This window comes from Bradyrhizobium sp. CB2312 (genome assembly GCF_029714425.1).
Taxonomy (GTDB): Bacteria; Pseudomonadota; Alphaproteobacteria; order Rhizobiales; family Xanthobacteraceae; genus Bradyrhizobium.
The window spans coordinates 1,740,447-1,762,204 of record NZ_CP121668.1 but is presented as its reverse complement, the minus strand read 5'-3'; the positions used below and the strand labels follow the sequence as shown (position 1 = coordinate 1,762,204).

The 21,758-nt window shown below is 64.3% G+C and carries 23 protein-coding genes; 8 read left to right on the top strand and 15 right to left on the bottom strand.

The window, feature by feature from the left end:
- Positions 1-34 precede the first annotated feature (34 nt).
- The 3 genes from QA642_RS08410 to QA642_RS08400 all read right to left on the bottom strand — a co-directional run bounded on the left by QA642_RS08410 (position 35) and on the right by QA642_RS08400 (position 2,014).
- Positions 35-664 (bottom strand): hypothetical protein, encoded by a 630-nt coding sequence (locus tag QA642_RS08410; RefSeq protein ID WP_283084253.1) that lies wholly within the window; start codon positions 662-664, stop codon positions 35-37.
- A 456-nt stretch (positions 665-1,120) separates the two neighbouring features.
- Positions 1,121-1,591: a metallophosphoesterase family protein gene (locus QA642_RS08405; RefSeq protein ID WP_283084252.1), complete on the bottom strand. Its 471-nt coding sequence runs from the start codon at positions 1,589-1,591 to the stop codon at positions 1,121-1,123.
- A gap of 156 nt (positions 1,592-1,747) precedes the next feature.
- The gene (locus QA642_RS08400) at positions 1,748-2,014 is read right to left on the bottom strand and encodes a hypothetical protein (protein WP_283084251.1); all 267 of its coding nucleotides are present in this window, start codon (positions 2,012-2,014) and stop codon (positions 1,748-1,750) included.
- Positions 2,015-2,386: 372 nt separating this feature from the next.
- Between QA642_RS08400 and QA642_RS08395 the strand changes: the two genes are divergently transcribed.
- Complete coding sequence (locus tag QA642_RS08395) at positions 2,387-5,470, top strand: tetratricopeptide repeat protein (protein ID WP_283084250.1); 3,084 nt, start codon at positions 2,387-2,389, stop codon at positions 5,468-5,470.
- Here the strand turns inward: QA642_RS08395 and QA642_RS08390 are convergent.
- The 11 genes from QA642_RS08390 to QA642_RS08340 form a co-directional block, all read right to left on the bottom strand.
- Positions 5,424-6,221 (bottom strand): adenylate/guanylate cyclase domain-containing protein, encoded by a 798-nt coding sequence (locus QA642_RS08390; RefSeq protein WP_283084249.1) that lies wholly within the window; start codon positions 6,219-6,221, stop codon positions 5,424-5,426. The two genes, QA642_RS08395 and QA642_RS08390, sit on opposite strands and share 47 nt — an antisense overlap.
- Positions 6,222-6,329: 108 nt before the next feature.
- Positions 6,330-6,542 (bottom strand): hypothetical protein, encoded by a 213-nt coding sequence (locus QA642_RS08385; RefSeq protein ID WP_283084248.1) that lies wholly within the window; start codon positions 6,540-6,542, stop codon positions 6,330-6,332.
- Position 6,543: 1 nt separating this feature from the next.
- Positions 6,544-6,768, bottom strand: coding sequence for a hypothetical protein (locus tag QA642_RS08380; RefSeq protein ID WP_283084247.1), 225 nt, complete (start codon positions 6,766-6,768; stop codon positions 6,544-6,546).
- Positions 6,769-7,294: 526 nt separating this feature from the next.
- Complete coding sequence (locus QA642_RS08375) at positions 7,295-8,506, bottom strand: adenylate/guanylate cyclase domain-containing protein (protein WP_283086828.1); 1,212 nt, start codon at positions 8,504-8,506, stop codon at positions 7,295-7,297.
- A gap of 108 nt (positions 8,507-8,614) precedes the next feature.
- Entirely contained in the window at positions 8,615-9,199 is a 585-nt protein-coding gene (locus tag QA642_RS08370; protein ID WP_283084246.1) for a HutD family protein, read from the bottom strand.
- Between the two features lie 92 nt (positions 9,200-9,291).
- Complete coding sequence (locus QA642_RS08365; RefSeq protein ID WP_283084245.1) at positions 9,292-9,867, bottom strand: hypothetical protein; 576 nt, start codon at positions 9,865-9,867, stop codon at positions 9,292-9,294.
- A 12-nt stretch (positions 9,868-9,879) separates the two neighbouring features.
- Positions 9,880-12,141, bottom strand: a complete 2,262-nt coding sequence (locus QA642_RS08360) for a molybdopterin cofactor-binding domain-containing protein (protein ID WP_283084244.1) — start codon at positions 12,139-12,141, stop codon at positions 9,880-9,882.
- Positions 12,138-12,635 carry a (2Fe-2S)-binding protein gene (locus QA642_RS08355; protein WP_283084243.1) on the bottom strand — a complete coding sequence of 166 codons (498 nt, stop codon included), beginning with the start codon at positions 12,633-12,635 and terminating at the stop codon, positions 12,138-12,140. The genes QA642_RS08360 and QA642_RS08355 overlap by 4 nt, the downstream gene beginning before the upstream one ends.
- Before the next feature lie 216 nt (positions 12,636-12,851).
- Positions 12,852-13,697, bottom strand: coding sequence for an SDR family oxidoreductase (locus QA642_RS08350; RefSeq protein ID WP_283084242.1), 846 nt, complete (start codon positions 13,695-13,697; stop codon positions 12,852-12,854).
- A 9-nt stretch (positions 13,698-13,706) separates the two neighbouring features.
- Positions 13,707-14,258: a carboxymuconolactone decarboxylase family protein gene (locus tag QA642_RS08345; protein WP_283084241.1), complete on the bottom strand. Its 552-nt coding sequence runs from the start codon at positions 14,256-14,258 to the stop codon at positions 13,707-13,709.
- Positions 14,236-14,937, bottom strand: coding sequence for a TetR/AcrR family transcriptional regulator (locus tag QA642_RS08340; RefSeq protein WP_283084240.1), 702 nt, complete (start codon positions 14,935-14,937; stop codon positions 14,236-14,238). Before QA642_RS08340 ends, QA642_RS08345 begins: the two co-directional genes overlap by 23 nt.
- Positions 14,938-15,095: 158 nt before the next feature.
- Here QA642_RS08340 and QA642_RS08335 point away from each other — a divergent pair, with 158 nt between their 5' ends.
- From QA642_RS08335 to QA642_RS08315, 5 genes are all read left to right on the top strand, one after another.
- Positions 15,096-16,307 carry an ABC transporter substrate-binding protein gene (locus tag QA642_RS08335; protein WP_283084239.1) on the top strand — a complete coding sequence of 404 codons (1,212 nt, stop codon included), beginning with the start codon at positions 15,096-15,098 and terminating at the stop codon, positions 16,305-16,307.
- Positions 16,308-16,310: 3 nt separating this feature from the next.
- Complete coding sequence (locus tag QA642_RS08330; RefSeq protein WP_283084238.1) at positions 16,311-17,204, top strand: MBL fold metallo-hydrolase; 894 nt, start codon at positions 16,311-16,313, stop codon at positions 17,202-17,204.
- A 12-nt stretch (positions 17,205-17,216) separates the two neighbouring features.
- Entirely contained in the window at positions 17,217-18,185 is a 969-nt protein-coding gene (locus QA642_RS08325; RefSeq protein ID WP_283084237.1) for a tripartite tricarboxylate transporter substrate binding protein, read from the top strand.
- Positions 18,186-18,210: 25 nt separating this feature from the next.
- A complete protein-coding gene (locus QA642_RS08320; RefSeq protein WP_283084236.1) occupies positions 18,211-18,747 on the top strand; it encodes a VOC family protein in 537 nt (178 codons plus the stop codon).
- Positions 18,748-18,842: 95 nt separating this feature from the next.
- Complete coding sequence (locus QA642_RS08315; protein WP_283084235.1) at positions 18,843-19,655, top strand: class I SAM-dependent methyltransferase; 813 nt, start codon at positions 18,843-18,845, stop codon at positions 19,653-19,655.
- A 10-nt stretch (positions 19,656-19,665) separates the two neighbouring features.
- On the opposite strand, the gene QA642_RS08310 is transcribed toward QA642_RS08315, so the two are convergent.
- Entirely contained in the window at positions 19,666-20,631 is a 966-nt protein-coding gene (locus QA642_RS08310) for a helix-turn-helix domain-containing protein (RefSeq protein ID WP_283084234.1), read from the bottom strand.
- A gap of 265 nt (positions 20,632-20,896) precedes the next feature.
- Between QA642_RS08310 and QA642_RS08305 the strand changes: the two genes are divergently transcribed.
- Complete coding sequence (locus QA642_RS08305) at positions 20,897-21,190, top strand: hypothetical protein (protein WP_283084233.1); 294 nt, start codon at positions 20,897-20,899, stop codon at positions 21,188-21,190.
- Positions 21,191-21,324: 134 nt separating this feature from the next.
- Positions 21,325-21,729, top strand: a complete 405-nt coding sequence (locus QA642_RS08300) for a hypothetical protein (protein WP_283084232.1) — start codon at positions 21,325-21,327, stop codon at positions 21,727-21,729.
- Positions 21,730-21,758 lie beyond the last annotated feature (29 nt).

Here is a 21,758-nt window from a genome sequence, read left to right as displayed (position 1 = left end):
CTTGACACCTGGGTGGAAATTCTTTCCGCTCAAATCATTTGGGGCGTGTACCGTCCGGTGGCGCCGTCGACGCATCCCCTAAATTGCAGATATTTCGATACGCTGTTGACGCCGCCGACCCTGACCTGCCGTCGACGACATATGCTTCATCCTCCTTCACGAGATACAGAAACGGCCGCTCTCCGGTCTCGCCGCCTGACGCGTTTCTTCCTTTCGCGCGCCCGCAAATCGTATCCACGGGGCGTCCAAGCATGTTCTTTCGCATTGCGCGCTTCACGTCGCTGAGTTCGACCGTTTCCGGAGCCCCCATCTGCGTCGCGATCGCAACCTTCGCCTTGTCCAGAGCAGGATCCGACATTTCCGCGGCCCGTTCGGGCGCCGGGACGCTGATCGTCGTCCGCGGCGACGCCGCTTTGGCAAGATCGGTCGATCCCCGCTTCTTCGGAGGTGATGTCTTGCCGGGCTTTGCCGGCGTTGCGGAATTCGATCTGACGACCGCAGGCTCTGGCGCCGACGCCTTCGGCATTGGCTGCGCGGATTGGGCGACAGCAACCCTGTCGAAACAGGGTCGTGACGCGCACCCGAGGAAATACCCCCGGGAAGGCGCAAACCAGCCAAAGCCGATCAGGACTCCTGCCAGCACTCCGACAAAAAGCAGTCCCATCCGATTTCCCCTCCTCGGGAGCTCGGCTCGCATTTGTAACTAGGACTAATTCCGCGCTGGTAATCTATCTGTTGCGCAAAAGCATTAAGCGCCCATTAAGCGCGCCGCTGTCCGGCCCATACCCAGATGTGCGGATCCGATCGGACTCCAACCGAGATGACCGCAAAAGGCCGATCGTGAAAGCAATCATGGCCGTTTTGGTCCACTCTTGGACCAATTTTGCAACTTGCGAGTTCGTCCAAAGGTCTGCGCTACCAAACGCTGCCGATCGCCGACTTAGGGCCTTCAGGCAAGTTTCGGAGCATCGCACCAGTTTCGCACCAGGAACGGCGTGAACGAAACGCAACCAAAGCAATTGGGCTCGAACAAGATCGCAGGAGATCAACGGAGCTGACCAACATTCGGCCGCTCATAACGGTCTGTTGCACTTAGACCGCAGGAGCCTGCGTGCGGCTGTCACACGTTGCCGAGATCATGAATGACAGGTTGGAGAGCGCCAATCCGATCCAAATCGAGCGTTGCCAGCGTGATCGGCAGCTTGAAGCGCCTGCGCCCCGCGCTTCCCGGGTTCAGGTAGAGCACGCCATCGACGGTCTCGATCGTGACGCGATGGGAGTGGCCCGATATCACGACATCGATCCCAAGCTCCTTCGGCTTGATCGTAAGCTGCTTGAGATCGTGCAGGACATAGAGGCCGCGGCCGCCAAGGCGCAACGTTTCGGTGTCACGGTAGCGCCTCGCCCAGTCGCCTGTGTCGACGTTGCCTCTGATGGCGGTCACGGGCGCGATCCGGTTAAGGCGGTCCACGATCTCCGGAGTGCCGATATCACCGGCGTGGATGATGTGGGACACGCCGGCGAGGCAGTGCTCGGCCTCCAGCCTCAACAGCCCATGCGTGTCCGAAATCACCCCGATCTTGAGCGTCATCCTTGCTCGCGGTTCCCAGTTGGCGACGAGGATCGAAAAGCGACGACCTTCGAGGATTACGGTGACAGTGCACTCAACGGCTCTACCATCTTCACGGATCCGAAGACCCGTCAATTGACAGCGCTGCCACCACAATGCGCACCGCGCCGTCCGCCCTCAGCATATCATCGGGTTATCTCCGTGGTCGCAAACGCCACCCGGCTGCTCCGCGGGCGCCGGCGCAAATGCGTGGTAGGCCGGCGTCGCGATCGACCGATCGCCCGCGATGCGACGGAAGCTGGACCCCACGCTCTGCTCGGCGTGTCGATCGCTGGCGCGATGCTCGTGCGCCTGCAGCGGCGTGCCAGAGATTGCAGTGACGACCAGTCCGGTCAACAGGGCCTTGAACAGCACCGACCCCATGGGATTTCTGAATGATGTCATCGTGGCTACTCCTTCTCGATTGGGCGATCTCCCGCGAGGCAAGAGATCCAATCCACCACGCCTAGACGTGCGTAGCCCGGTGCTTATTCCCAAGTCACGAAGTCGTTTTCGATTTGCCTGAGGCGCGTGCAATCGCCCGCGAACACGAGCCGTAAGGGCGGATTCGACTGCCCCGCATCGAACGTAAACAAGAATTCAGTCGGGCCGCTCATGACGGTCTGGCTGCAGGTTCAACCCTCACGTCTCCCGCGACGAAAGCTGCAATTTTTGTTGCGAATCCTGAACATTCCATCACGGAACGTTCAATCCGCATCAGCTTCACACCAGCTTCGCGCCAGAAACTGCCCCAACGGGACGCTATGGCCGTGCTCGGTGGATTCCGCACACCTGGCCCGGTCAGCAATTTTTACCTGGTCTCCTTCTGGTCACCACATGAATCGCCAAGAGCGCCGGGCTGCGGCCAAGCAACAGTCCAAAACGGTCGCACCACGAGCTTTGCCGCAGCATTTCGAGGCCTTGAAGCAGGGCCAATCGCTGTTTCATCTCGGCCGCTATACCGAAGCGCTCGAATGCTTCGACCTGTTCGAGAGGCACAATCCCGGCATCGCGCCGCTGTATCAGACGCGCGGGCTTTGCCTGCAGCGCCTCGGCCGGTTCGCGCAGGCGCAGGCCGATTTCGAGCGGTCGATTGCGCTCGCCCCCCTCGAGGCGGAGACGCACAAGAACCTCGGCACGCTTCATTCGCGGCTGGGCCGAATGGAGCAGGCCTTTGCCTGCATCGATCGCGCACTCGCACTTCGTCCAAACTTCCCCGCAGCGCTGACCGAAAAGGCGCGGGCGTTGTGGAGCATGCAATTGCTGGACGAGGCCTTCGCGGCCTTCAGCGCGGCGCTGGCGGCCGATCCGACCAACGCGCACACGATCTGGAATCTCTCGCTGCTGCAGATGCTGACCGGAGATTTCGAGCGGGGCCTGTTGGGACGCGAGGCGCGCTGGAAAGCCTCGCTTGGCCTCGTCGATCGCGGCTTTTCCGCACCGCTCTGGCTCGGCGACACCCCGATCGCAGGCAAGACCATCCTGCTGCATGCCGACGAGGGATTGGGCGATTCGATCCAGTTCGCGCGCTATGCGCCGATGGTGGCCGCGCTCGGGGCTCGGGTCGTCCTGGAGGTGCCGCCGCCGATCCAGCCACTTCTGGAAGGCAACAGCGGCGTCGCAGCATGCATCGGCCGATCGGCCGCGGCGTCGACCGCGTTCGACCTGCACTGTCCGCTTGGCAGCCTGCCGCTGGCGTTCGCAACGCGGCTCGACACGATCCCGTTCGCGGACACTTACCTTCCTGCCCCGCCGGCGGCGCGGGTGAAGGCGTGGGAGGACCGGCTCGGCCGGCGCGACCGCTTCCGTGTCGGCCTCGTCTGGTCGGGCAATCCGGATCACAACAACGATCATAATCGATCGATCGCGCTGCGCGCGCTCGCGCCGCTGCTCGATTGCGACGTCCAGTTCGTCTCCTTGCAAAAAGGCGTTCGGGATCAGGACCGGGCCTTTCTCGCCGAACGGCCTGGCATCGTCGACCTGACGGAGCAGCTGACGGATTTTTGCGAAACCGCGGCGCTGATCGGCTGTCTCGACCTGGTGATCGCGGTCGACACCAGCGTCGCCCACCTCGCCGGGGCGCTTGGCGTGCCGGTCTGGACCATGCTGCCCTTCAACCCGGACTGGCGCTGGTTGCTCCAGCGCGACGACAGCCCGTGGTACCGGTCGATGCGGCTGTTCCGGCAGCCGAAGCGAGACGACTGGGTCAGCGTCGTGGACTGCGTTCGGCGCGAGCTCCATGGGCTGGTGTCCAAATGGCGGTCGGGAGCACGGCAACTCCCGAGCAAGGCCCCGATCGCCAAACCGCTGGATGCAGTCGTCTCGAATTACCTCGGCCATATGCACCGGCAACACAGGCGCACGGACGAGGCCGTGCTGCACTTCCAGCGGGCGTTAGAGCTGTATCCCCAATATCTGGAAGCGGCGAACTGCTGCGGAAGGCTGTTGTTCAGTCTCGGACGGTATGCGGAAGCCCTCGAATGCCTTGATGTGGCCGAGACACCGGACCCGGATTTCGCACTCCTGCATCAAATTCGCGGCGATTGCCTCCAGGAGATGAAGCGGTTCGAGGAAGCGGAGGCCGCCTACGAGACGTCCATTGCGCTCGACCCCAGCCTGGCCGACACGCACAACAAATTTGGCGTGCTCCATGTGAAACTTGGCCGAATGGACCGGGCATTGGCGTGTTTCGATCGGGCGCTCGAGCTTCAACCGGCTTTTTCCGGAGCGCTTTCCAACAGGGCCTTGGTCCTGCTGAATCTGCAATTTCTGGATGAAGCTTTCGCGACCTTCCGCAGGTCGCTGACGGTCGCCCCGGGCAATGCGGTGGCCACCTACAATCTGGCGACACTTCAGTTGCTGACCGGAGACTTCGAGCCAGGCTGGCTCGGGCGCGAAGCGCGCTGGAAACTTCCTGTCGGTTTGCTCAATCGCGGTTTTTCCCAGCCTGTTTGGCTTGGTGACCAACCGCTCGAAGGCAAGACCATCTTGCTTCATGCCGACGAGGGATTCGGCGACGCAATCCAGTTTGCGCGCTATGTCCCCATGGTGGCCGCGCTCGGAGCACGGGTCATCCTGGAGGTCCAGCCTCCGATCCAGCAGCTGCTATCCGAGGTGTCCGGCGTCGCAATGTGTGTCGGCCGACCGTCCGCGGCGTCGCTGCCGTTCGACCTCCACTGTCCCCTTGGAACCCTGCCATTAGCGCTGAAGACGCGGCTCGACACGATCCCGAGCCCGGAGCCATACCTTCCTGCGCCCCCGGTGGCGCGCGTGAAGGCGTGGGAAGACCGGCTTGGCGCCCGCAATCGCTTCCGCGTCGGTCTCGTCTGGTCGGGCAATCCGGCCCACAAGAACGATCACGACCGATCGATCGCACTCAAGACGCTCGCTCCTCTCTTGGATTGCGACGTTCAGTTCGTGAGCTTGCAGAAGGGCCCCCGCGATCTGGACCGAGCCTTCCTCGGCGAACGTCCTGATATCGTCGACCTGACGGATCATCTCACGGACTTTTGCGACACCGCGGCGCTGATCGGCTGTCTCGACATGGTGATTACGGTGGACACCAGCGTCGCTCACCTCGCGGGCGCGCTCGGCGCGCCGGTCTGGACCATGCTGCCTTTCAATCCGGACTGGCGCTGGCTGCTCAATCGCGACGACAGCCCGTGGTACCGGTCGATGCGGCTGTTCCGGCAGCCGAAGCGAGATGACTGGGCCGGCGTCGTGGACAACGTTCGGCGCGAGCTGGAGGGCCTGGTGTCCGCGTGGCGCAGCCGCGATGGGATGAACGACGAAGGGCTGGCTGCACGCGCAGCCCTCACCCCTCCACCCGGTACAGCCGCCAGCGCTCCGGCACGCCCTTGAGCTGATGGCTGCCATGATCCCTGAAGCGGATCGTGGACGGCGTCTTCATCAGGTCCTTGACCGCGCTCGACACCAGGACTTCGCCGGCGCGCGCCTTGGCCGCGACGCGCGTGCCGATGTGGAAGGCGAGCCCGACCATCTCGCCGCCGCTGATGGTGTACTCGCCGGCATGCAGCCCCACCCTGATCTCGAGGCCCAGCGTGCGCACGGCCTTCTGGATCGCGGTCGCGCAATTGATGCCGGCGGCCGGAGCCTTGAAGGTCGCGAGCACGCCGTCTCCGGTCGTCACCACCTCCTTGCCGCGAGAGCTCTTCAGTTCCTTGCGCACCGCTGCGTAATAGTGGCCCATCACCTTGGTCCAGCGTGCATCGCCGAGTTTTGCGGCTTTCGCAGTTGAACCGACGATATCGACGATCAGGATGGTGGCGAGCGCCTGCTTGAGCTCGACGCTGGACGCGGCCGATCGGGGCCGGTTCGCGATGGACCCGCCGAGCGGCTCATAGCGATGGCTGCGGCGCCGCGTGATCGCGGATTTCGCATAGTCCTGGGCGCGCTCCGCGCTGCCGCACCGGATCGTCTTCTCCTGCGGCGTACGGCTCCAGTAGACCTTGCGGCCGCTCCCCGTGCCCTGGACCTCCACGGCGCCCCATTTCAGGAAAATGGTCGAGCCGACGCGCCTGACGCACCACGCCTTCGACGTGTACCCGGAGACGTTCGACTGATGGAGACCGATGCGAAGGAATTTTGGCATGACCTGCGGCCGATCACAGGAACGTCTGGCTGACCTCGGCCAAAACGTAATCGGACATTGCCGCGTTGGCAACGGTGCTTGCCGGCACGTTGCCCCGTTCTCCGCAGCCTAAGCACCCCCGCCGTCGCCTCGCTTGCCGATCGTGCAGCGCCAGGCAGCCAGACGTTCGGCCGGATGCTGCGCCATCCATTCGGCGAGCTGCGGCGCGCCCATCAGGCAGGACTGCATCGTCACATCGGCGAAGTCCGAGGTCGTGACGATCTGTTCATGGCAGTCCGTCGGAGAGGCAAGACGACAGAGCACGGCAATGATCCGGATCATCTCACGCCAGCTCCTTCGACCAGTCGTACCCGGTTCTAGCGGCCGAGCGCGCCACTGGCCTCGCTGCATCGGCGCTCGAGGCCTTTTCGGCGCGCCGCTGATAATCCTCGGCCAGCATCTTCAGCCGCGCCGCGACCGCATCGTCAGTCATGCTGCGGGCCGCGCGGAGCAGGCTCTGCGCCGTTTCCATATATTCCTTGCCACGTCGTGACATCTGGAGCGTCATGGGATCCTCACGGGGTTTTCTGCAAGCCTGTCGAAAGCGATCGGGAAACGCCCGACCCAGTCGCGATCATCCTGACGGCGCGCCGCGAAACGCTCGACGCACCTCTTCGAGCAAAGAGGCCTGCGCCACGTGTAGTAGCGAACGAGACCAAATTTGCCGTCGCAGACTGCGCATCGCCCGGTTCGGCCGTGAAGAGTTTCGGAGCAGGTTGGCATTGAAGCCTCCTCTGTTGTCACGCCGGATATCGCCAACGAAACCACCTTAGGAGTCCTGCGCGGCAATCTCTTTCAACCGGGCCTCTCCATTTGCCCATCCGCACGACTTGCCCCATCGCGGATCAAGGGCGAGCCGTGCAAGCGTGCGTTTGCGCAACCGGCAGGCCACGTCAGGTCGACGGATCCGAATTTTCGTTCGATCTCGGAAAATGCCGCGAGAAGGCAGGCCTGATCGCGGGCGCGGGCATTCAAGCCGGCCCTGACCGAAAGGTGACATGGAGATGGGTGACGACCACGCGCTCGCGCGCGTGTCAGCCGGGAAACGCGAACAGCTCGATCGGATCGCTGAAGCCGCGCACCTCGTATTTGCCGACCCGCTCCAGCTCGAATTTGGGCTGGACCAGCTCGGCGAAGTCGCGCGAGAGCAGCACGTTTCGCCCGACCTGCTTGGTCAGCGCCTCCAGGCGCGAGGCCATGTTGACGGCGGGGCCGATCACGGTGAAGTCGAGCCGGCTCATTGATCCGATATTGCCGTACATGACGTCGCCGACATGGACGCCGATGCCGTAGTTCAGCGGCGCGCGGCCGGTGCCGTTGTTGCGCGCGTTCAGCGCGGCCATGGCTTCGCGCCCCTCAGTCACGGCATGCAGCAGGTTGGCGCAGGCATCCGCTTGGCTCAGCGGGAAGATCGCAAGCAGACCGTCGCCGATGAATTTGAGGATCTCGCCGCCATGCTTCGCGATCGGCTCGGACATCGCGTCGAAATAGTCGTTGAGGAGATCGATGACGTCGTCGCGCGGCCAATTGTCGGAGATCTTGGTGAAATCGCGCAAATCGCAGATCATGATCGCGGCGCGCACGGTGGTGCCGGTGCCGCGCCTTGTGGCGCCGGCGAGGATCAGCTCGCCGGCGTGCGAGCCGACATAGGTCTCCAGCAGCGTTCGCGCCAGGCGGTTCTTGATGCGGATCTCGCTGACCAGCGCCAGCACCGGCAACACGTTCTTCAAGGCCGCGACATGCGCGTCGTCGAAGCCGCCGGGCCGGTCAGTTGCGAAGGTGACGAAATGGCGCTTGCCGAGGGTGTGATGGAGCGGCCAGACGACATAGTCGGTCAGGCCCTTCGCGCGCATCTCGTCATAGATCGCATGCTTGCGGCCGAGCGACGGATCGCCCTCGAGCCTTTCGCGTAGCTCGGTCGCGCCGTCCATCATTTCATTGATAGGACTACCGATGAACTCGGATCGCTCGACGACGTCGAAGTCCACCCGCGTGATCTTCGCCTCACGCATGCCGTCCGACCACATGAAGCCCGCGCCGAGCCATTGCGGATGCTGGATCCGGATGTGCATCGTCGCCCGCTTGAGCGGAATGCCGGCCTGCTGCAGGCGGATGCACATCTCGGCGAAGATGTTGTCGATGAAGCGCTGATCGCGCGTTCCGTTGGTCATCCAGTCGACGACGCCGTCGGACAGCGTGGCGGAGGGTGACAGCGTGGCGGAGGGTTTTGTGTCTGGCGCGCTCATATCCTGCCCTTCGCGGCGGTCCTGCATCAGGCAGATATCGTGCTCCGGCGGCGCCGCGTCAACCTGGCCAGTTGCGCAGATTGTGCGCAGCGGCCAGGGACAGACCGTTCAGCCGACGAGCTGGATCGACGCCAGCACCGCAGGTCCCGACACGAAGGCCAGTCGGGACGCCTCAGTCAGCTCGACCTTCAGCGTGCAGCCGCCAGGGATGACGAAATCCTCGCTATTGAGACGAATGCCGCAATCGCCGGAAACCGCGTAAACCAGATGCGTGCCGGCGGCAAGGTCACGGTCGCCGGGTTCCCTGAGCGCCACAAGCGCGATCTCCGCCGCACCGCGCCGCGCCATCAGATTGACGACCTCGACGGGGCCTGCCTCGAGCGCGGTGACGATCTCGAGCTCGCCGGCGAAGCGCACCGTCGTAAAAGGTTCACGCTCGTCGAATTCCCGACCCGGTGCTTTCAGCACCAGGCCGCGCCCAGCGATCATCATCTGCAGGCGGTCGATGCCGGGCATGTAGGAGAAGGGACCGGGCGCCACGATCGGCGTCGAGGCAAAGCGCCAGAGCAGGCTGTTCCAATCCTTCACCGGAGCGTCGGTGCGATGCGCACCCGCGATGTCGGTGAAGATGCCGCCGCCGTTCTTCCAGGGCGAGCGCGTATAGTCTTCGGATGTCAGCAGCGTGGTTTTCATGGGGTCAAGGTCTTGGACAGCAGGTGAGCCGATGTCATTCGCGCATCATGCGCGCGATGGAATCCTCAACCCCGCTATAGGCGCAACTCGCTCTACGGACAAGGCGCGCCGGCGCTGCCCCAATCCTCGATGAGCTTGCCGAGCTGTTCCGCCGAATGAGGCGGCCTTCGCTCCCGCTCCACCGTCCATGCCCAGCGCACCAGAGGCTCGGTCGTGACGTGATGAACGAGCTCGGTGATCGTCTTGCGATCGCCATTGCTGTCCGGATCCTTGAACTGCTTGCAGATCTCGGCACTCGACTTGCCGAACCACTGCATCTTGACCGGCGCGAGCTGCCACTCCGCCTCGCCCTTTGGACTCGTGGCCCCAGGCGGACCGTGCGGCGTCAGCGAGTTTTGCTTCGAGTGGCAGGTCGTGCAGGCGAGATAGTTGATGCCGTCGTCGCCACCTTTGGCACTGATGTGCATGCCATGCGGCCGCGGCGTGGCGCCGTATTCAGGCCCGGACCACATCGGCACCCGATCGGTTCCGACATGGCAGTTGGCGCAGCGCGGATGCGAGAAGACCTCGTGGATCTTGCTCCAGAGCGCGAGGCCGGACGCGGAATCCTCCGCCAGTGCCTGCGCGGGACCCGCAACCGGCAGGATGGCGAGCGCGTAGGGGATCATCGGCCCCTCCCCTCAGACGAACCTGATTTGCGGGTGCCTGATCAGCGGCAGTTCGTGCGCCCGGATATTGGTCGCAGCGAAGATGGCGTTGGCGAGCGCGGGCGCGGCCGGCGGAACGGCCGGCTCGCCGATGCCGCGAATGTGTTCGAGCCCGGTGTTTTCCAGCGGCCTGACCTCGATCTGCGGTGCCTGATAGAAGCGCATGCCTTCATATTGGTGGTAGTTCTTCTGCATCGCCTTGCCATCATCATAAGTCAGCTCGGCATTCATGGCGTGCCCGAGCGCCCAGATCACGGCGCCCTCGACCTGGTTCGTCAGATTGTCGCGATCGAGCACCGTGCCGACCTCGGCGGCGACGAAGACGCGCCTGATCGCGATGGCATCACCAACCTTCTCGACCTCGACCACTTCGGCGACCGGCACGCCGAAGGACAGCGTGAAGGCAAGGCCGCGCGCGCGGTTGGCGCCGGGATTGCTGCCCCAGTTCGACATCTCGCCGACGGCCTTGAGCACCTTGTAGGATGGCGCGTACACAGGATTGTTCGCGCACAGCCGCAGTCGCTCCTCCAGCGGATCGGCGCCCGCGGCATGAATCAGCTCGTCCAAAAAGCACTCGTGCATGAAGGCGTTGCCGGACGCACCAACCGAGCGCCAGGAGCTGACCGGCACCAGCTCGGGGACGCGGTAGCCCCGCACCCGGTAATTCGGAATCGCGAACGGCTGATCCCAGGCGCCTGCCACGATCGCCGCATCGGGCCCCGGGAACGGCAGGTTCAGCCGGCTGAATTGCGAGGCGTTCACCGACGGCGCGGCGATGGCGAGATCATAGGCCTCGACCTGGCGATTCTTCACCGTCCCGCTCATGCGCGCGACGGCGAGCGGTCGCGGGAGGTCGTGGGTCATGTCCTCCTCGCGCGTCCATGTCATCTTGATCGGCGGCCCCTGATAGGCCATGGCGAGCTCGATGCTTTGACGCACATAATCGTCCTCGAGGCGGCGGCCGAAGCTGCCGCCGCACAGCTGCGCGTGAACGTGAATGTCGTCTTCCGGCAGCCCGGTCATCTCCCGTGCGGTCTTGACCAGGAATGCCGGAATCTGGGTCCCCGTCCAGATGTCGAGGCGGCCATCCTTGAGCTGGACCACGGCATTCATCGGCTCGAGCGGGGCATGGGCGAGATACGGCACACAGTATTCGCTCTTGATCGGTTTGCCGGCGGCGAATGCAGCATCGACGTCGCCATCGTTCCTGCCGATAATCAGGCGGCACTTCGGGACGAAGGACGCCCGCACCGCATCGAACATCGCTGCGCTGCTGGCCGGATAGGACGCGTCCCCCCAGTCGCATTCAATCTGCCTTGCGGCCTCGAACGCGCGCCAGGTGTTGTCGGCGATGACACCGACGCCGCCCTTGACCGGCACGATCTTCAGCACGCCTCTTGCCTTCAGGGCCTTCGAATCGTCATAGCTGCGCAGGGCGCCGCCGAGGCGCGGATTGGTGCAGACCGTGGCGTAGACCATGCCGGGCAGGCGGATGTCGATGCCGAAGGTCGCGGTGCCCGTGCACTTGGCCATCATGTCGATCCGCTGCATCGGCTTGCCGAGATAGCGCCAATCCTTCGGATCCTTCGGCACGATGCCGGACGGAACCTCGATCGTCGCCGCCGTCTCGGCGAGAGACGCGTAGCTGAGCGCGCGTCCGTCCGGCAGGATCACCGTGCCGTCCCGCGTCGCGAGCTTGGCTCTTGCAACACCGGTCTGTTTCTCGGCCGCGCGCAGCAGCACCTCGCGCGCGGTGGCGCCGGCAACACGCAGCTTGTCGCAAGCGTCGGCCACGGTCGAAGAGCCACCCGTCACTTGGAGGCCCAGGATCTTGCCGGCCCCCTGGCCAATGATCTCCGCAACGGAATTGAAATGGCCGATCACGGAGAGCGGCACGCCCTCCCTGACCACCGTGGTGTTGGCGTAGACCGAGCTCGGCGCGCCCGGATCGACCTTGATGTCGTTCCAGGCGATATCCAGCTCCTCGGCGAGGAGCGCCGCCTGCACCGAATAGGCGCCCTGGCCGAGATCGGCGCGCGGCGTGATGAGGGTGACGCCACTCTGGTCGATCCGCACATAGGGCGTCAGCATGTGCTCGCCCTTTTTGATGCCGTTCGTGAGGCGCCGATTCACGCGGAACGGCTCGGTATAGTAGAAGCCGAACACGAGCCCGCCCGCCACGCTGGCCGCTCCGAGCAGCGCAATGCGCCGCGAGATCGTTCCCGCGCGGCTCACGACTTCTGTCCTTGCAGCCGGGCGGCAGCGGTCCTGATCGCCGCGCGGATGCGCGTGTAGGTGCCGCAACGGCACAGATTGGCCGACATCACGTGATCGACCGTAACGTCGAAATCCTTTTCGGCGAGCGGCGGATTGCCTTCGACCAGCCTGGCCTGCAGCAGCGCTGCGGCGGCCATGATCTGCCCGGGCTGGCAATAGCCGCATTGCGCCACCTGATGCTCGATCCACGCCGCCTGTACCGCGTGAAAGGCCTGCGTTTCCAGCCCGGCGATCGTGGTGATCTCGGCGTTGTCCTTGACGTCGCCGATCCTGAGCGAGCACGACCGCACCGGCCGGCCACCGACATGCACCGTGCAGGCGCCGCACATGGCGATGCCACAGCCATATTTCGGGCCGGTTTTGCCGAGCTCGTCACGCAGCCACCACAACAGCGGCATGTCGTCCTCGACATTCACATCATGCGGCTTTCCGTCGACCTTCAGCTGGCGCATGACCGCTCCGGAAAACAGATGGTTCTGACGAAATCAATCGCCGGCTAGCCGGCGCAGCTCAACTTCAGGCTTCAATATGAGGGCCATTATCGCGCGGGACGGACTCCCTGGCAAGACGTGGCTCGGCGGTCTTTCACGCTGAGTTCACGCAAGGCGCGAGGTCGCCGGTGCCGGGATGGAGCGCAGCGTAATCCGGGGCGGCTCGCGCGGCGGGAGCTACATCCCGCTCAAACCGCTATCGACCGCCAGCGTTTGCGCCGTGACGTAGACACTCTCGTCCGACAGGAAGAACAGCACGGCGTAGGCGATCTCCCATGCGGTCGCCTGGCGGCCGAAGGGGACGTGGCCCTTGCCGCGGTTGGGACGGCCGGCGCCGGCTTCGCGGCCGTTGGGGGTGTCGACGAGACCGGGATAGACGAGGTTGGCGCGGATGCCGCGGCGCGCGCCGAGATGGGCGATGTTGCGCATCAGGCCGCCGAGCGCGGCCTTCGAGGAGTCGTAGACCGCCATCTGCGATCCCGCTTTCAGGGCCGCGATCGAGGAGATGAAGACGATGGCGCCGCCATTGTCGAATTTCGGCAGGCCTGCGCGGCAGCACAGCATCGGGCCGCGGACATTGACGTCGTAGATCCTATTCCACTCCTCCGGGCTGACATTATCGAGCCCGGTCCTGCCGAAGGTGCCGATGTTCAGCACCATGCCGTCGAGGCCGCCCATCGCGCGGTGCGCTTCCTCGATCATCCGCGTCACGTCGGCTTCGGAGGTGACGTCGGCGGTGATGGCAAAGCCCTCGCTGCCTTCATCGGTGATGTGCTTGACGGTCTGCTGGGCGGAGGTACGGTTGAGATCGGCGACTGCTACCTTCGCGCCCTCGCGCGCGCACAAGATGCTCATGGCGCGGCCGTTGCCGATCGGATCGGTGGCCGCGTCGAACACGCGCTGGCCGCCGCCGACGATCAGGATGCGGCGCCCCTTCAGGCGTGCCCTGCCCGGCGCTTCACCTAACGACTCCGCGCTTGGCGGGCGGACATAGCGCTCCGGCTTACTCTCGGTATCGCTCATCTCAACCGCCTATTTCTTGCCGCCATCATAGACCTTCATGCCGGCCGCGGGATCGAGATCGGTTTCGGTCACTTCGGTCAGGCGCGCCATCATCATGTAGAAGCCGAGGGCGACGATGGCTTCGACGATCTCCTGGTCGCTGAAATGTTCTCGCGCAGCGGCGAAGGTCGCGTCGGGCACGCGGACGTTCTCGACGACCTCGCGGCCGAACTTCAGCAGCGCGCGCTCGGCATCGCTCAAGCCGGCCGCGTCGTAATCGCTTCGCTCCACCGCATCGATCTGCGCTTGGGTGCAGCCGACGCCGAGCGCGATCGGCACGTGCTGGCGCCATTCGTAGGCGCCGCCCTCTAACTGCGCAGCCTGGAGGATCAGGAGCTCGCGGTTGACGGCCGAGAGCTTCTGCTTGTGCAGGATCGAATTGCCGAGCCGCATTGCCGGGATCATGTTGGCCTCTGCATGGGCCATCATGCGGAAGATGTTGAGCTTGACCGGCATGCGGTCGAACGAGGCGCGGATGTCGCCGCTCGTCGTCTCAGGATCAATCAGGGGCAGCCTTGCCACGGTTCTCTCCCTTCGGCTTTCGTTTCTTGTTGTCGTCGTCCCCGTCATCTGCCGCGATCAGCGACAGGAAGAAAGTGAGATAGCGGTCGATCGCCTCGATCACCTTCGGCCGCGGCGAGGGCGCCGCGCCCATCACGTAATGCTCGAGGCGGATATAGATCAGACCGGCGGCGAACAGCCGCGCGGTCTCGCGCGGATCGGTGGTCGAGATCAGGCCGGCGAGCGCAAAGCCGCGGAAATAATCCGTCATCATGCTCTGCTCGCGCGCATAGAAATGGTCGGCGAATTTGGCGCGGATGCCGGGCACGCGGTTACGCTCGGCGGTGATGACCTTCTGGAACTGGTGCTCGCGCGGATCGGACCATTGCTCGACGAGGTCGAGCGCGAACTGCCGGCAGAACGCGGCAGGCTGGCGCGCCAGCTGCTTGTAGCGCACTTCTTCCAGCCGGCTCGCCGAGCTTGCCGGGCCGTGCTCGCTGACGATCGCTTCCAGGATCGCCGCCTTGCCGGAAAAATGATTGTAGAGGCTGCTCTCGCGGATGCCGACGCGGCGCGCCAGCTCGCGCATCGAGGCGCCGCCATAGCCGCTTTGCGCGAACAAATTCAGCGCTTCGGAGAGGATGCGCTCGCGGGTCGAGGGCGCAGCCGCTTCCGCCGCGCTGGAGGTATGGACAGCCATGACGGCTTGACTAACGAACGATCGTTCGCTAGTCAACCGTACGAACGATCGTTCGTCTCGCCAGTCTGGCGGCAGCGATCGTGGCCCGCAAGGGCAACGTTCTCGCGTTTCAACTCCGCTCCAATGAGAGGCGGAGAGCAAATTTGGGGAGACGACCCATGGCGCGCCTTGCCCGCCTTCGCTTGTCCGCGGCCTGCATCCTGTTGCCGTTGCTCGCGGCCAGCACCGCCTCTGCTCAAACCGCGAAATACGATCCCGGTGCCGACGACAAGACCATCAAGATCGGCACGACCGCGCCGCTGAGCGGGCCGGTGTCGGCCTTCGCCCAGATCGCAAAATCTGCGGAAGCCTATTTCCGCAAGGTGAACGACGAGGGCGGCGTCAACGGGCGGCGCATCCAGATGATCATCGCCGACGATGCCTACAGCCCGCCGAAGACGGTGGAGCAGACGCGCAAGCTGGTCGAGAGCGACGAGGTGCTGCTGATCTTCGGCGGTGTCGGTACGCCGACCAACAGCGCCGTTCACAAATATCTCAACGACCGCAAGGTGCCGCAGCTCTTCCTGGGCTCAGGCGCGGCGAAGTGGGACGATCCCAAGAATTTCCCCTGGACCGTCGGCTGGCAGCCGACCTATCGCGACGAGGCGATCGCCTACGCCAAATACATCAAGACGAGCCACGCCAACGCGAAGATCGGCGTGCTCTACCAGAACGACGATCTCGGCAAGGACTATCTGAAGGCGCTGGAGGAAGGGCTCGGCGGCGGCGAGGCCATCGTCGCCCGCGCGGCGTATGAGACCTCGGCGCCGACCGTCGACACCCAGATCCTGCAACTCAGGACCGCGGGCGCCGACGTCGTGCTCGTCGCGGCGACGCCGAAATTTGCCGCGCAGGCGATCCGCAAGATCGGCGAGATCGGCTGGAAGCCGACGACCATCATCTCCAACGTCTCGGCCTCGATCAGCGGCGTGCTGGAGCCGGCCGGCAAGGACAATTCCACCGACGTCATCTCCAGCCAGTATCTGAAGGACGCCACCGATCCCGCCAACAAGGACGACCCCGGCTACAAGGAATGGCTGGCGTTCATGGACAAGTGCCTGCCGGAGGCGAACAAGTACGACTGGCTCAACGTCTACGGCTACACCATTGCGCAGACACTGGTGACGGTGCTGAAGGCCTCCGGCAACGACCTCACCCGCGCCAATGTGATGAAGCAGGCGACGTCACTCAGGGACGTGCACCTGCCGATGCTGATCAACGGCACCGCTGTGAACAATTCGCCGGAGCACTACACGCCGATGATGAGCCTGCAGCTGATCCGGTTCGACGGCTCGCGCTGGGTGCCGTTCGGCGACCTCCTGAAGAACTGAAGCATGCGACAGGTGAAGATCGGCAGCATGCGGGTCGATCTCGTCAGCGAGATCCCTTCGCTCGCCTTCGACAAGACCTGGCTGTTCGCCAACGTCACCGACGAGGTGATCGCGGAGAACCGGAGCTGGCTCGATCACCGCTATATCGAGCCGGAGACCGGCCGCTTCATTCTCAGCCATCACTCCTACCTCGTGCGCACGCCGCGCTGGACCGCGATCGTCGATACCTGCTGTGGCAATTACAAGAAGCGGCCGCGCGTACCGGCGTGGAACAATCTGAACCAGCCTTATCTGGAGAACATGCGGGCGCTGGGTGTGAAGCCCGAACAGGTCGACTTCGTGATGTGCACGCATCTGCACGTCGATCACGTCGGCTGGAACACGCGCCTCCTCGACGGGCGCTGGGTGCCGACCTTCCCCAATGCGCGCTATCTGATGGGGCGCGAGGAGTACCGGCATTTCGAGACCGCACACAATGCCGCGCCGAGGAGTCCGGTCAATCACGGCTCGTTCGAGGATTCCGTGCTGCCGGTGGTCGCGGCGGGCCTCGCCGAGCTCGTCGAGACCGATCATCGCCTGTTCCACGACCGAGACGCCGCCTTGCGCTTCGCGCCGGCGCCCGGCCACACCGCCGGCAACATGCAGATCCATCTCAATGGCGGTCACGATCATGCGGTGATGTCGGGCGACGTGATCCATCATCCAATCCAGTGCGCCGCGCCGTGGCTGTCGAACGCCGCCGACGTCGATCCGGCCGCCGCGGTCGCGACGCGGGTGGCGCTACTGAAGGAGCTTGCGGACACGCCAAGCTATCTGCTCACCGGCCATTTTCCGGCGCCGACCGCGGGCCGCGTGATCCGGTACGGCGACGCCTACAGATTTCGTTTCGAGGATTAGGGGAATGCCATCATGATGCTGCGCACCGTCACGCTTTCGTTTCTCGCATTGCTGTCGATGGCGCTGCCGTCGCACGCCGAAGACCCTGCCGCTTACCCCACCCGCAAGATCCGCATGTTGCTGCCTTACGCGGCCGGCGGTGGCGGCGACGTGATCGGCCGTCTGCTCGCCGACAAGATGGGCAAGACGCTCGGCCAGAGCATCTATATCGAGAACCACACCGGCGCGGCCGGCACGCTCGGCACGCAGATGGTCGCGACCTCAGCGAATGACGGCTACACCATCACCGTCGGCGGCATGACCACGCATGTGCTGGCACCCGCGATCTATCCCAAGCTGCCCTACGATTCGATCAAGGATTTTACGACCATCGGCCGCATCGGCGTCTCTGCGATCATGCTGGTGGCGACCAAGGATTTTGCCGCCAACGACATCAAGGGCCTGATTGCGCTCGCCAGGAAGGGCGAGCCGATCCAGTACGGCAGCTGGGGCATCGGCTCGACCGGGCAGTTTTGCGCGGAAATCCTGATGCAGCAGACCGGCATCAAGATGGAGCACGTGCCGTTCAACGGCATCGCCAAGCTCGCGGGCGATTTGCTCGGCGGCCACATCTCGCTGGCGACGCTCGACATGGCGACCGCGACGCCGCTGGTGAAGGACGGTTCGATCAAGGCGCTGGCTGCCTGCGGCGAGCGCTCGCCGAGCCTGCCGGACGTTGCGACCTACCAGGAGCAGGGCGTGCCGTTCGATCGCAGCCTGTCCTGGGCGATGTATGCGCCCGCGGGCCTCGCGCCGCCGATCGCCGCGAAGCTGTCGGCGGCGCTCAAGGACGCGCTCGGCGATGCCGAGGTGAAGGAAAAGCTTTTGGGGCTCGGCATCACGCCGCAATTCGTCCCGGGCGACGAGCAGCGCGACATCAACGCCCGCGACATAGCGGCCTGGAAGCAGGTTGCCAAGGACGCCGGCATCGAGGTGAAGTGATTAGATAGACAAGAGGAGCGCGGGCATGAGCCGCATCTTCGGCGCGGTGCGCCAGAACGGATATATGGTGCGGGACATCCAGGCCGCGATGAAACACTGGATTGAGGTGATGGGCGTCGGCCCCTGGTACTACATGGACCGCGTCAAGACCGACTGGTTCCGTCATCGCGGACAGGACTCCGCGGTCGAGATGAGCATTGCGCTGGCGAACTCAGGTGATCTCCAGATCGAGCTGATCCAGCAGCGCAACGACGCGCCCTCGCTGTACAAGGAGTTCCTCGACGCCGGCCACGAGGGGCTGCAGCACATGTCCTACTGGAGCCATGACTACCAGTCGCTCTACGACAAGGCGATCGGGCTCGGCTACAGGATCGGCCATGAGGGTCAGATCGGCGGCGACAAGGGACGCTTTGCCTATTTCGATACACAGGCGCACCCGGGAACGATCATCGAGATCTCCGACATCAGCGGCACCAAGGGGCCGTTCTTCGAAAAAGTCCGGCAGGCGGCGGCAAACTGGGACGGCACGCGGCCGATCCGCGAAGTCGTCACGAAATCGTAGGCGCTTATCGCCGGCGGGGTCACCGTGCTGCTGGCGCGGTAGACGGGGAGCTGTGCTAACATTAGCCTCGCGTCCGAACCTTCAGCGAGGCAAGCATGTCCAGCACTGACAAGGTTTTCGCCGGCTCGATCCCAAAAATCTACGACGAATATCTGGTCCCGATGATCTTCTCCGTTTACGCGGAAGACATCGCAAGGCGCATCGCGGCGCGCTCGCCTTCCGTGCTGCTCGAGATCGCGGCCGGCACCGGCGCAGTGACGCGCGCGGTGGCGGCGGCATTGCCGCACGGCGTCCGTTATGTCGCGACCGATCTCAACGAGCCGATGCTCACGGTCGCGGCGCAGCGGCAAGGCGACGATGACCGCATCACCTGGCGCCAGGCGGACGGCATGGCGCTGCCCTTTGGCGACGCCGAATTCGACGTGGTCTGCTGCCAGTTCGGCGCCATGTTCTTTCCGGACCGCGTCAAGGCCTACGGCGAAGTGAAGCGTGTCCTGAAGAGCGACGGCACATTCGTGTTCAACGTCTGGGACCGCATCGAGGACAATGTGCTCAGCGACGAAGCAACGATCGCGCTCGCCAGGATGTTTCCCGATGATCCGCCCCGTTTCATGAGCCGGACGCCGCACGGCTATCATGACAAGGCGCTGATCAGATTCGACCTCGAGCGTGCCGGCTTCCGCGATATCTCGATCGAAACGCGAACTGAAATCAGCCATGCACCGTCGGCGGACTATGTCGCGATCGCGCTCTGCCAGGGCACGCCGCTGCGCAGCGAGATCGAGGCCAGGGATGCCAGCAAGCTTCAGGCCGCGACGGATCTCGTTGCCGAGGAACTTCGGTCGCGCCACGGCTCCGGCGCAATCGACGGCAAGATCCAGGCGATCGTGATCGAAGCGCGGCCGTAGCCGCGGACGGTCAGCGCAGGTTCGCGCGAAGCTCGCGCACGCCGCGTCCGAGACGTTCCCGCAAGAGTGTTCGGAGCGTCGCGCCGTCCTCATAGCCGACCTCGGCGGCGATCGCATCGACGTCGAGACCGCTGCCATGCAGCAGCGACTGTGCGCGCTCGACCCTGAGGTCCTGGAAGTAGGACAGCGGAGACTTGCCGAGCACCGCCTCGCAGCGGCGCTGCAAGGTTCGCGCGCTGGTCGCGAGCGCGCTGGCGGCCTCCTGCAACGAAAACCCCTGCTTCAAATGCCCACGCGCCCAGCGTTCGAAACGCTGGATGAGCGGATCGGCCTGCGCGAGATGATTGGGAATGATGAACGGCGCCTGCAAAGAGCGCAGGTCGGCCAGCAAGTAGCGCGACACGACGCCGGCAAGCTCGGGGCTGGCCTGACGTATGAACCACAATGCGAGATCGAGATGTCCCATGGCGGCGCCCGCCGTGACGACGCGATCCGATGTCACCAGCATGCGTTTCTCATCGAGCCTGACATTCGGGTAACGCTGACGGAACAGCGGTGACAGCCACCACGTGGTCGTCGCTCCCTGTCCATCGAGCAGCCCCGCCTCGGCAAGAACGAACGTCCCGATGCAGGATGCAGCGATGCGCGCACCATTGGCGTACCAGGACTGAAGCTGCCCCACCGCCTGCCTGACGTCGCGACGGCCGAGCGCCGGAATCAATTGTTCCGGCCGGCTCGTATTCAACGCCGGCACGATGACCCAGTCCGGCTTCAGGTCGGGCGTCACGGATTTGACCGGGAGCGCAAAGCCCTGCCCGGAGCGGACCTTCCTCCGCACGCCAACGATCGACACGTCAAAATGGGGTGCGCCGCCCGCCTGGGCGGCTGCGAAGTTGTTGGCGATCGTGAATGCATCGAGCGTCACGGTCAGCCCGGTGTCCCAAAATCCCTCGAGGGCGAGCAACGCGATGCGCATGGCGGAAATGCTCTCAAAGTTGTCGTTTACGACAATACCGCTCGTGCGGAGGGCGGCCTAGCCTACTCCCCATCGGCGCTCGGTCCGAGGCCCACACCGCGAACGAGAGATAGTCGTAGCGATCTGAGAAAACAACGCTTTTGCGGATGATCGACGCGATTATCGATGGCGCAAATGCCTCCAAAGTTGGCGCTTTCGCCCCTCTCTGCAGGGCCTTCGGACCGGACGCCGTCCTTTGACGAACACCATCCAAAAGGAGAGCCCCATGAAAGTCATCGCCATCGGCAACATCACCAAAGCGCCGACGCCGGAGCAGCGGCAGCAGATCATGCCGCGGGAAGTCCCGGCTACGCTCAAGCTGTATCTCGACGGGAAGATCGAGCAGTTCTGGTTTCGCCAGGACAAGCCCGGCGTGGTCTTCCTGATGAACGCCGAGTCCGTCGAACAGGCTAAGGCGACCGTGGACGCACTGCCGCTCGTGACTGACGGCTTCTGCACCTACGAGCTGATGCCGGTCGGCCCGCTCGCGCCGCTGGGTCTTCTGATCCAAGGCAAGTGAATCAAGGCAAGTGACAATGCGCTGGACCTGCGCCTGAAGTTCGAGCCTGCATCGCCGCCGCGCGCCGGCGGCGATGCAGCACGACGCAGCCTATGTAGTTGAACAGCGTAAACCTCAGGGCAAGGAGAACTCGAATGAAACCTACACTCGCTGCCGCCTTGGTGACTTTCGTCCTCTGCCTGGTGTCCGCGGTCCCGGGACGCGCGCAGTCACCCACGCCGCCGACGCCAACCACCCGAATTCTCGCGATCGGCACGATCAGCCCCGGCGCCGACGCCGCCGCCGCGCGCGCCATCCTGCCGAAGGAAGTGCGGGAGACGGTGAAGCTCTATCTCGAGGGCAAGATCGACCAGTGGTACTCGCTGCAGGATCGCGTCGGCGTCGCGTTCATCCTGAACGTCACGGATGTCGCGGCGGCTCACGACATGCTCGAAAAGCTGCCCTTGGGCGAAGCGCATCTCATGCGGTTCGAGCTGATCCCGCTTGGCCCGCTCAATCCGCTTCGACAGCTGCAGGGCATGTCGACGGGGTCACCCTGAAGCGCGATGAGATTTGGATAAATCATCAT

Excerpts from the sequence above, each read along its gene's own strand:
- QA642_RS08410 (WP_283084253.1), bottom strand. The coding sequence starts at position 664 with ATGGGACTGCTTTTTGTCGGAGTGCTGGCAGGAGTCCTGATCGGCTTT.
- QA642_RS08405 (WP_283084252.1), bottom strand. The coding sequence starts at position 1,591 with ATGACGCTCAAGATCGGGGTGATTTCGGACACGCATGGGCTGTTGAGG.
- QA642_RS08400 (WP_283084251.1), bottom strand. The coding sequence starts at position 2,014 with ATGACATCATTCAGAAATCCCATGGGGTCGGTGCTGTTCAAGGCCCTG.
- QA642_RS08390 (WP_283084249.1), bottom strand. The coding sequence starts at position 6,221 with ATGCCAAAATTCCTTCGCATCGGTCTCCATCAGTCGAACGTCTCCGGG.
- QA642_RS08385 (WP_283084248.1), bottom strand. The coding sequence starts at position 6,542 with ATGATCCGGATCATTGCCGTGCTCTGTCGTCTTGCCTCTCCGACGGAC.
- QA642_RS08380 (WP_283084247.1), bottom strand. The coding sequence starts at position 6,768 with ATGACGCTCCAGATGTCACGACGTGGCAAGGAATATATGGAAACGGCG.
- QA642_RS08375 (WP_283086828.1), bottom strand. The coding sequence starts at position 8,506 with ATGAGCGCGCCAGACACAAAACCCTCCGCCACGCTGTCACCCTCCGCC.
- QA642_RS08370 (WP_283084246.1), bottom strand. The coding sequence starts at position 9,199 with ATGAAAACCACGCTGCTGACATCCGAAGACTATACGCGCTCGCCCTGG.
- QA642_RS08365 (WP_283084245.1), bottom strand. The coding sequence starts at position 9,867 with ATGATCCCCTACGCGCTCGCCATCCTGCCGGTTGCGGGTCCCGCGCAG.
- QA642_RS08355 (WP_283084243.1), bottom strand. The coding sequence starts at position 12,635 with ATGCGCCAGCTGAAGGTCGACGGAAAGCCGCATGATGTGAATGTCGAG.
- QA642_RS08350 (WP_283084242.1), bottom strand. The coding sequence starts at position 13,697 with ATGAGCGATACCGAGAGTAAGCCGGAGCGCTATGTCCGCCCGCCAAGC.
- QA642_RS08340 (WP_283084240.1), bottom strand. The coding sequence starts at position 14,937 with ATGGCTGTCCATACCTCCAGCGCGGCGGAAGCGGCTGCGCCCTCGACC.
- QA642_RS08335 (WP_283084239.1), top strand. The coding sequence starts at position 15,096 with ATGGCGCGCCTTGCCCGCCTTCGCTTGTCCGCGGCCTGCATCCTGTTG.
- QA642_RS08330 (WP_283084238.1), top strand. The coding sequence starts at position 16,311 with ATGCGACAGGTGAAGATCGGCAGCATGCGGGTCGATCTCGTCAGCGAG.
- QA642_RS08325 (WP_283084237.1), top strand. The coding sequence starts at position 17,217 with ATGATGCTGCGCACCGTCACGCTTTCGTTTCTCGCATTGCTGTCGATG.
- QA642_RS08320 (WP_283084236.1), top strand. The coding sequence starts at position 18,211 with ATGAGCCGCATCTTCGGCGCGGTGCGCCAGAACGGATATATGGTGCGG.
- QA642_RS08315 (WP_283084235.1), top strand. The coding sequence starts at position 18,843 with ATGTCCAGCACTGACAAGGTTTTCGCCGGCTCGATCCCAAAAATCTAC.
- QA642_RS08310 (WP_283084234.1), bottom strand. The coding sequence starts at position 20,631 with ATGCGCATCGCGTTGCTCGCCCTCGAGGGATTTTGGGACACCGGGCTG.
- QA642_RS08305 (WP_283084233.1), top strand. The coding sequence starts at position 20,897 with ATGAAAGTCATCGCCATCGGCAACATCACCAAAGCGCCGACGCCGGAG.
- QA642_RS08300 (WP_283084232.1), top strand. The coding sequence starts at position 21,325 with ATGAAACCTACACTCGCTGCCGCCTTGGTGACTTTCGTCCTCTGCCTG.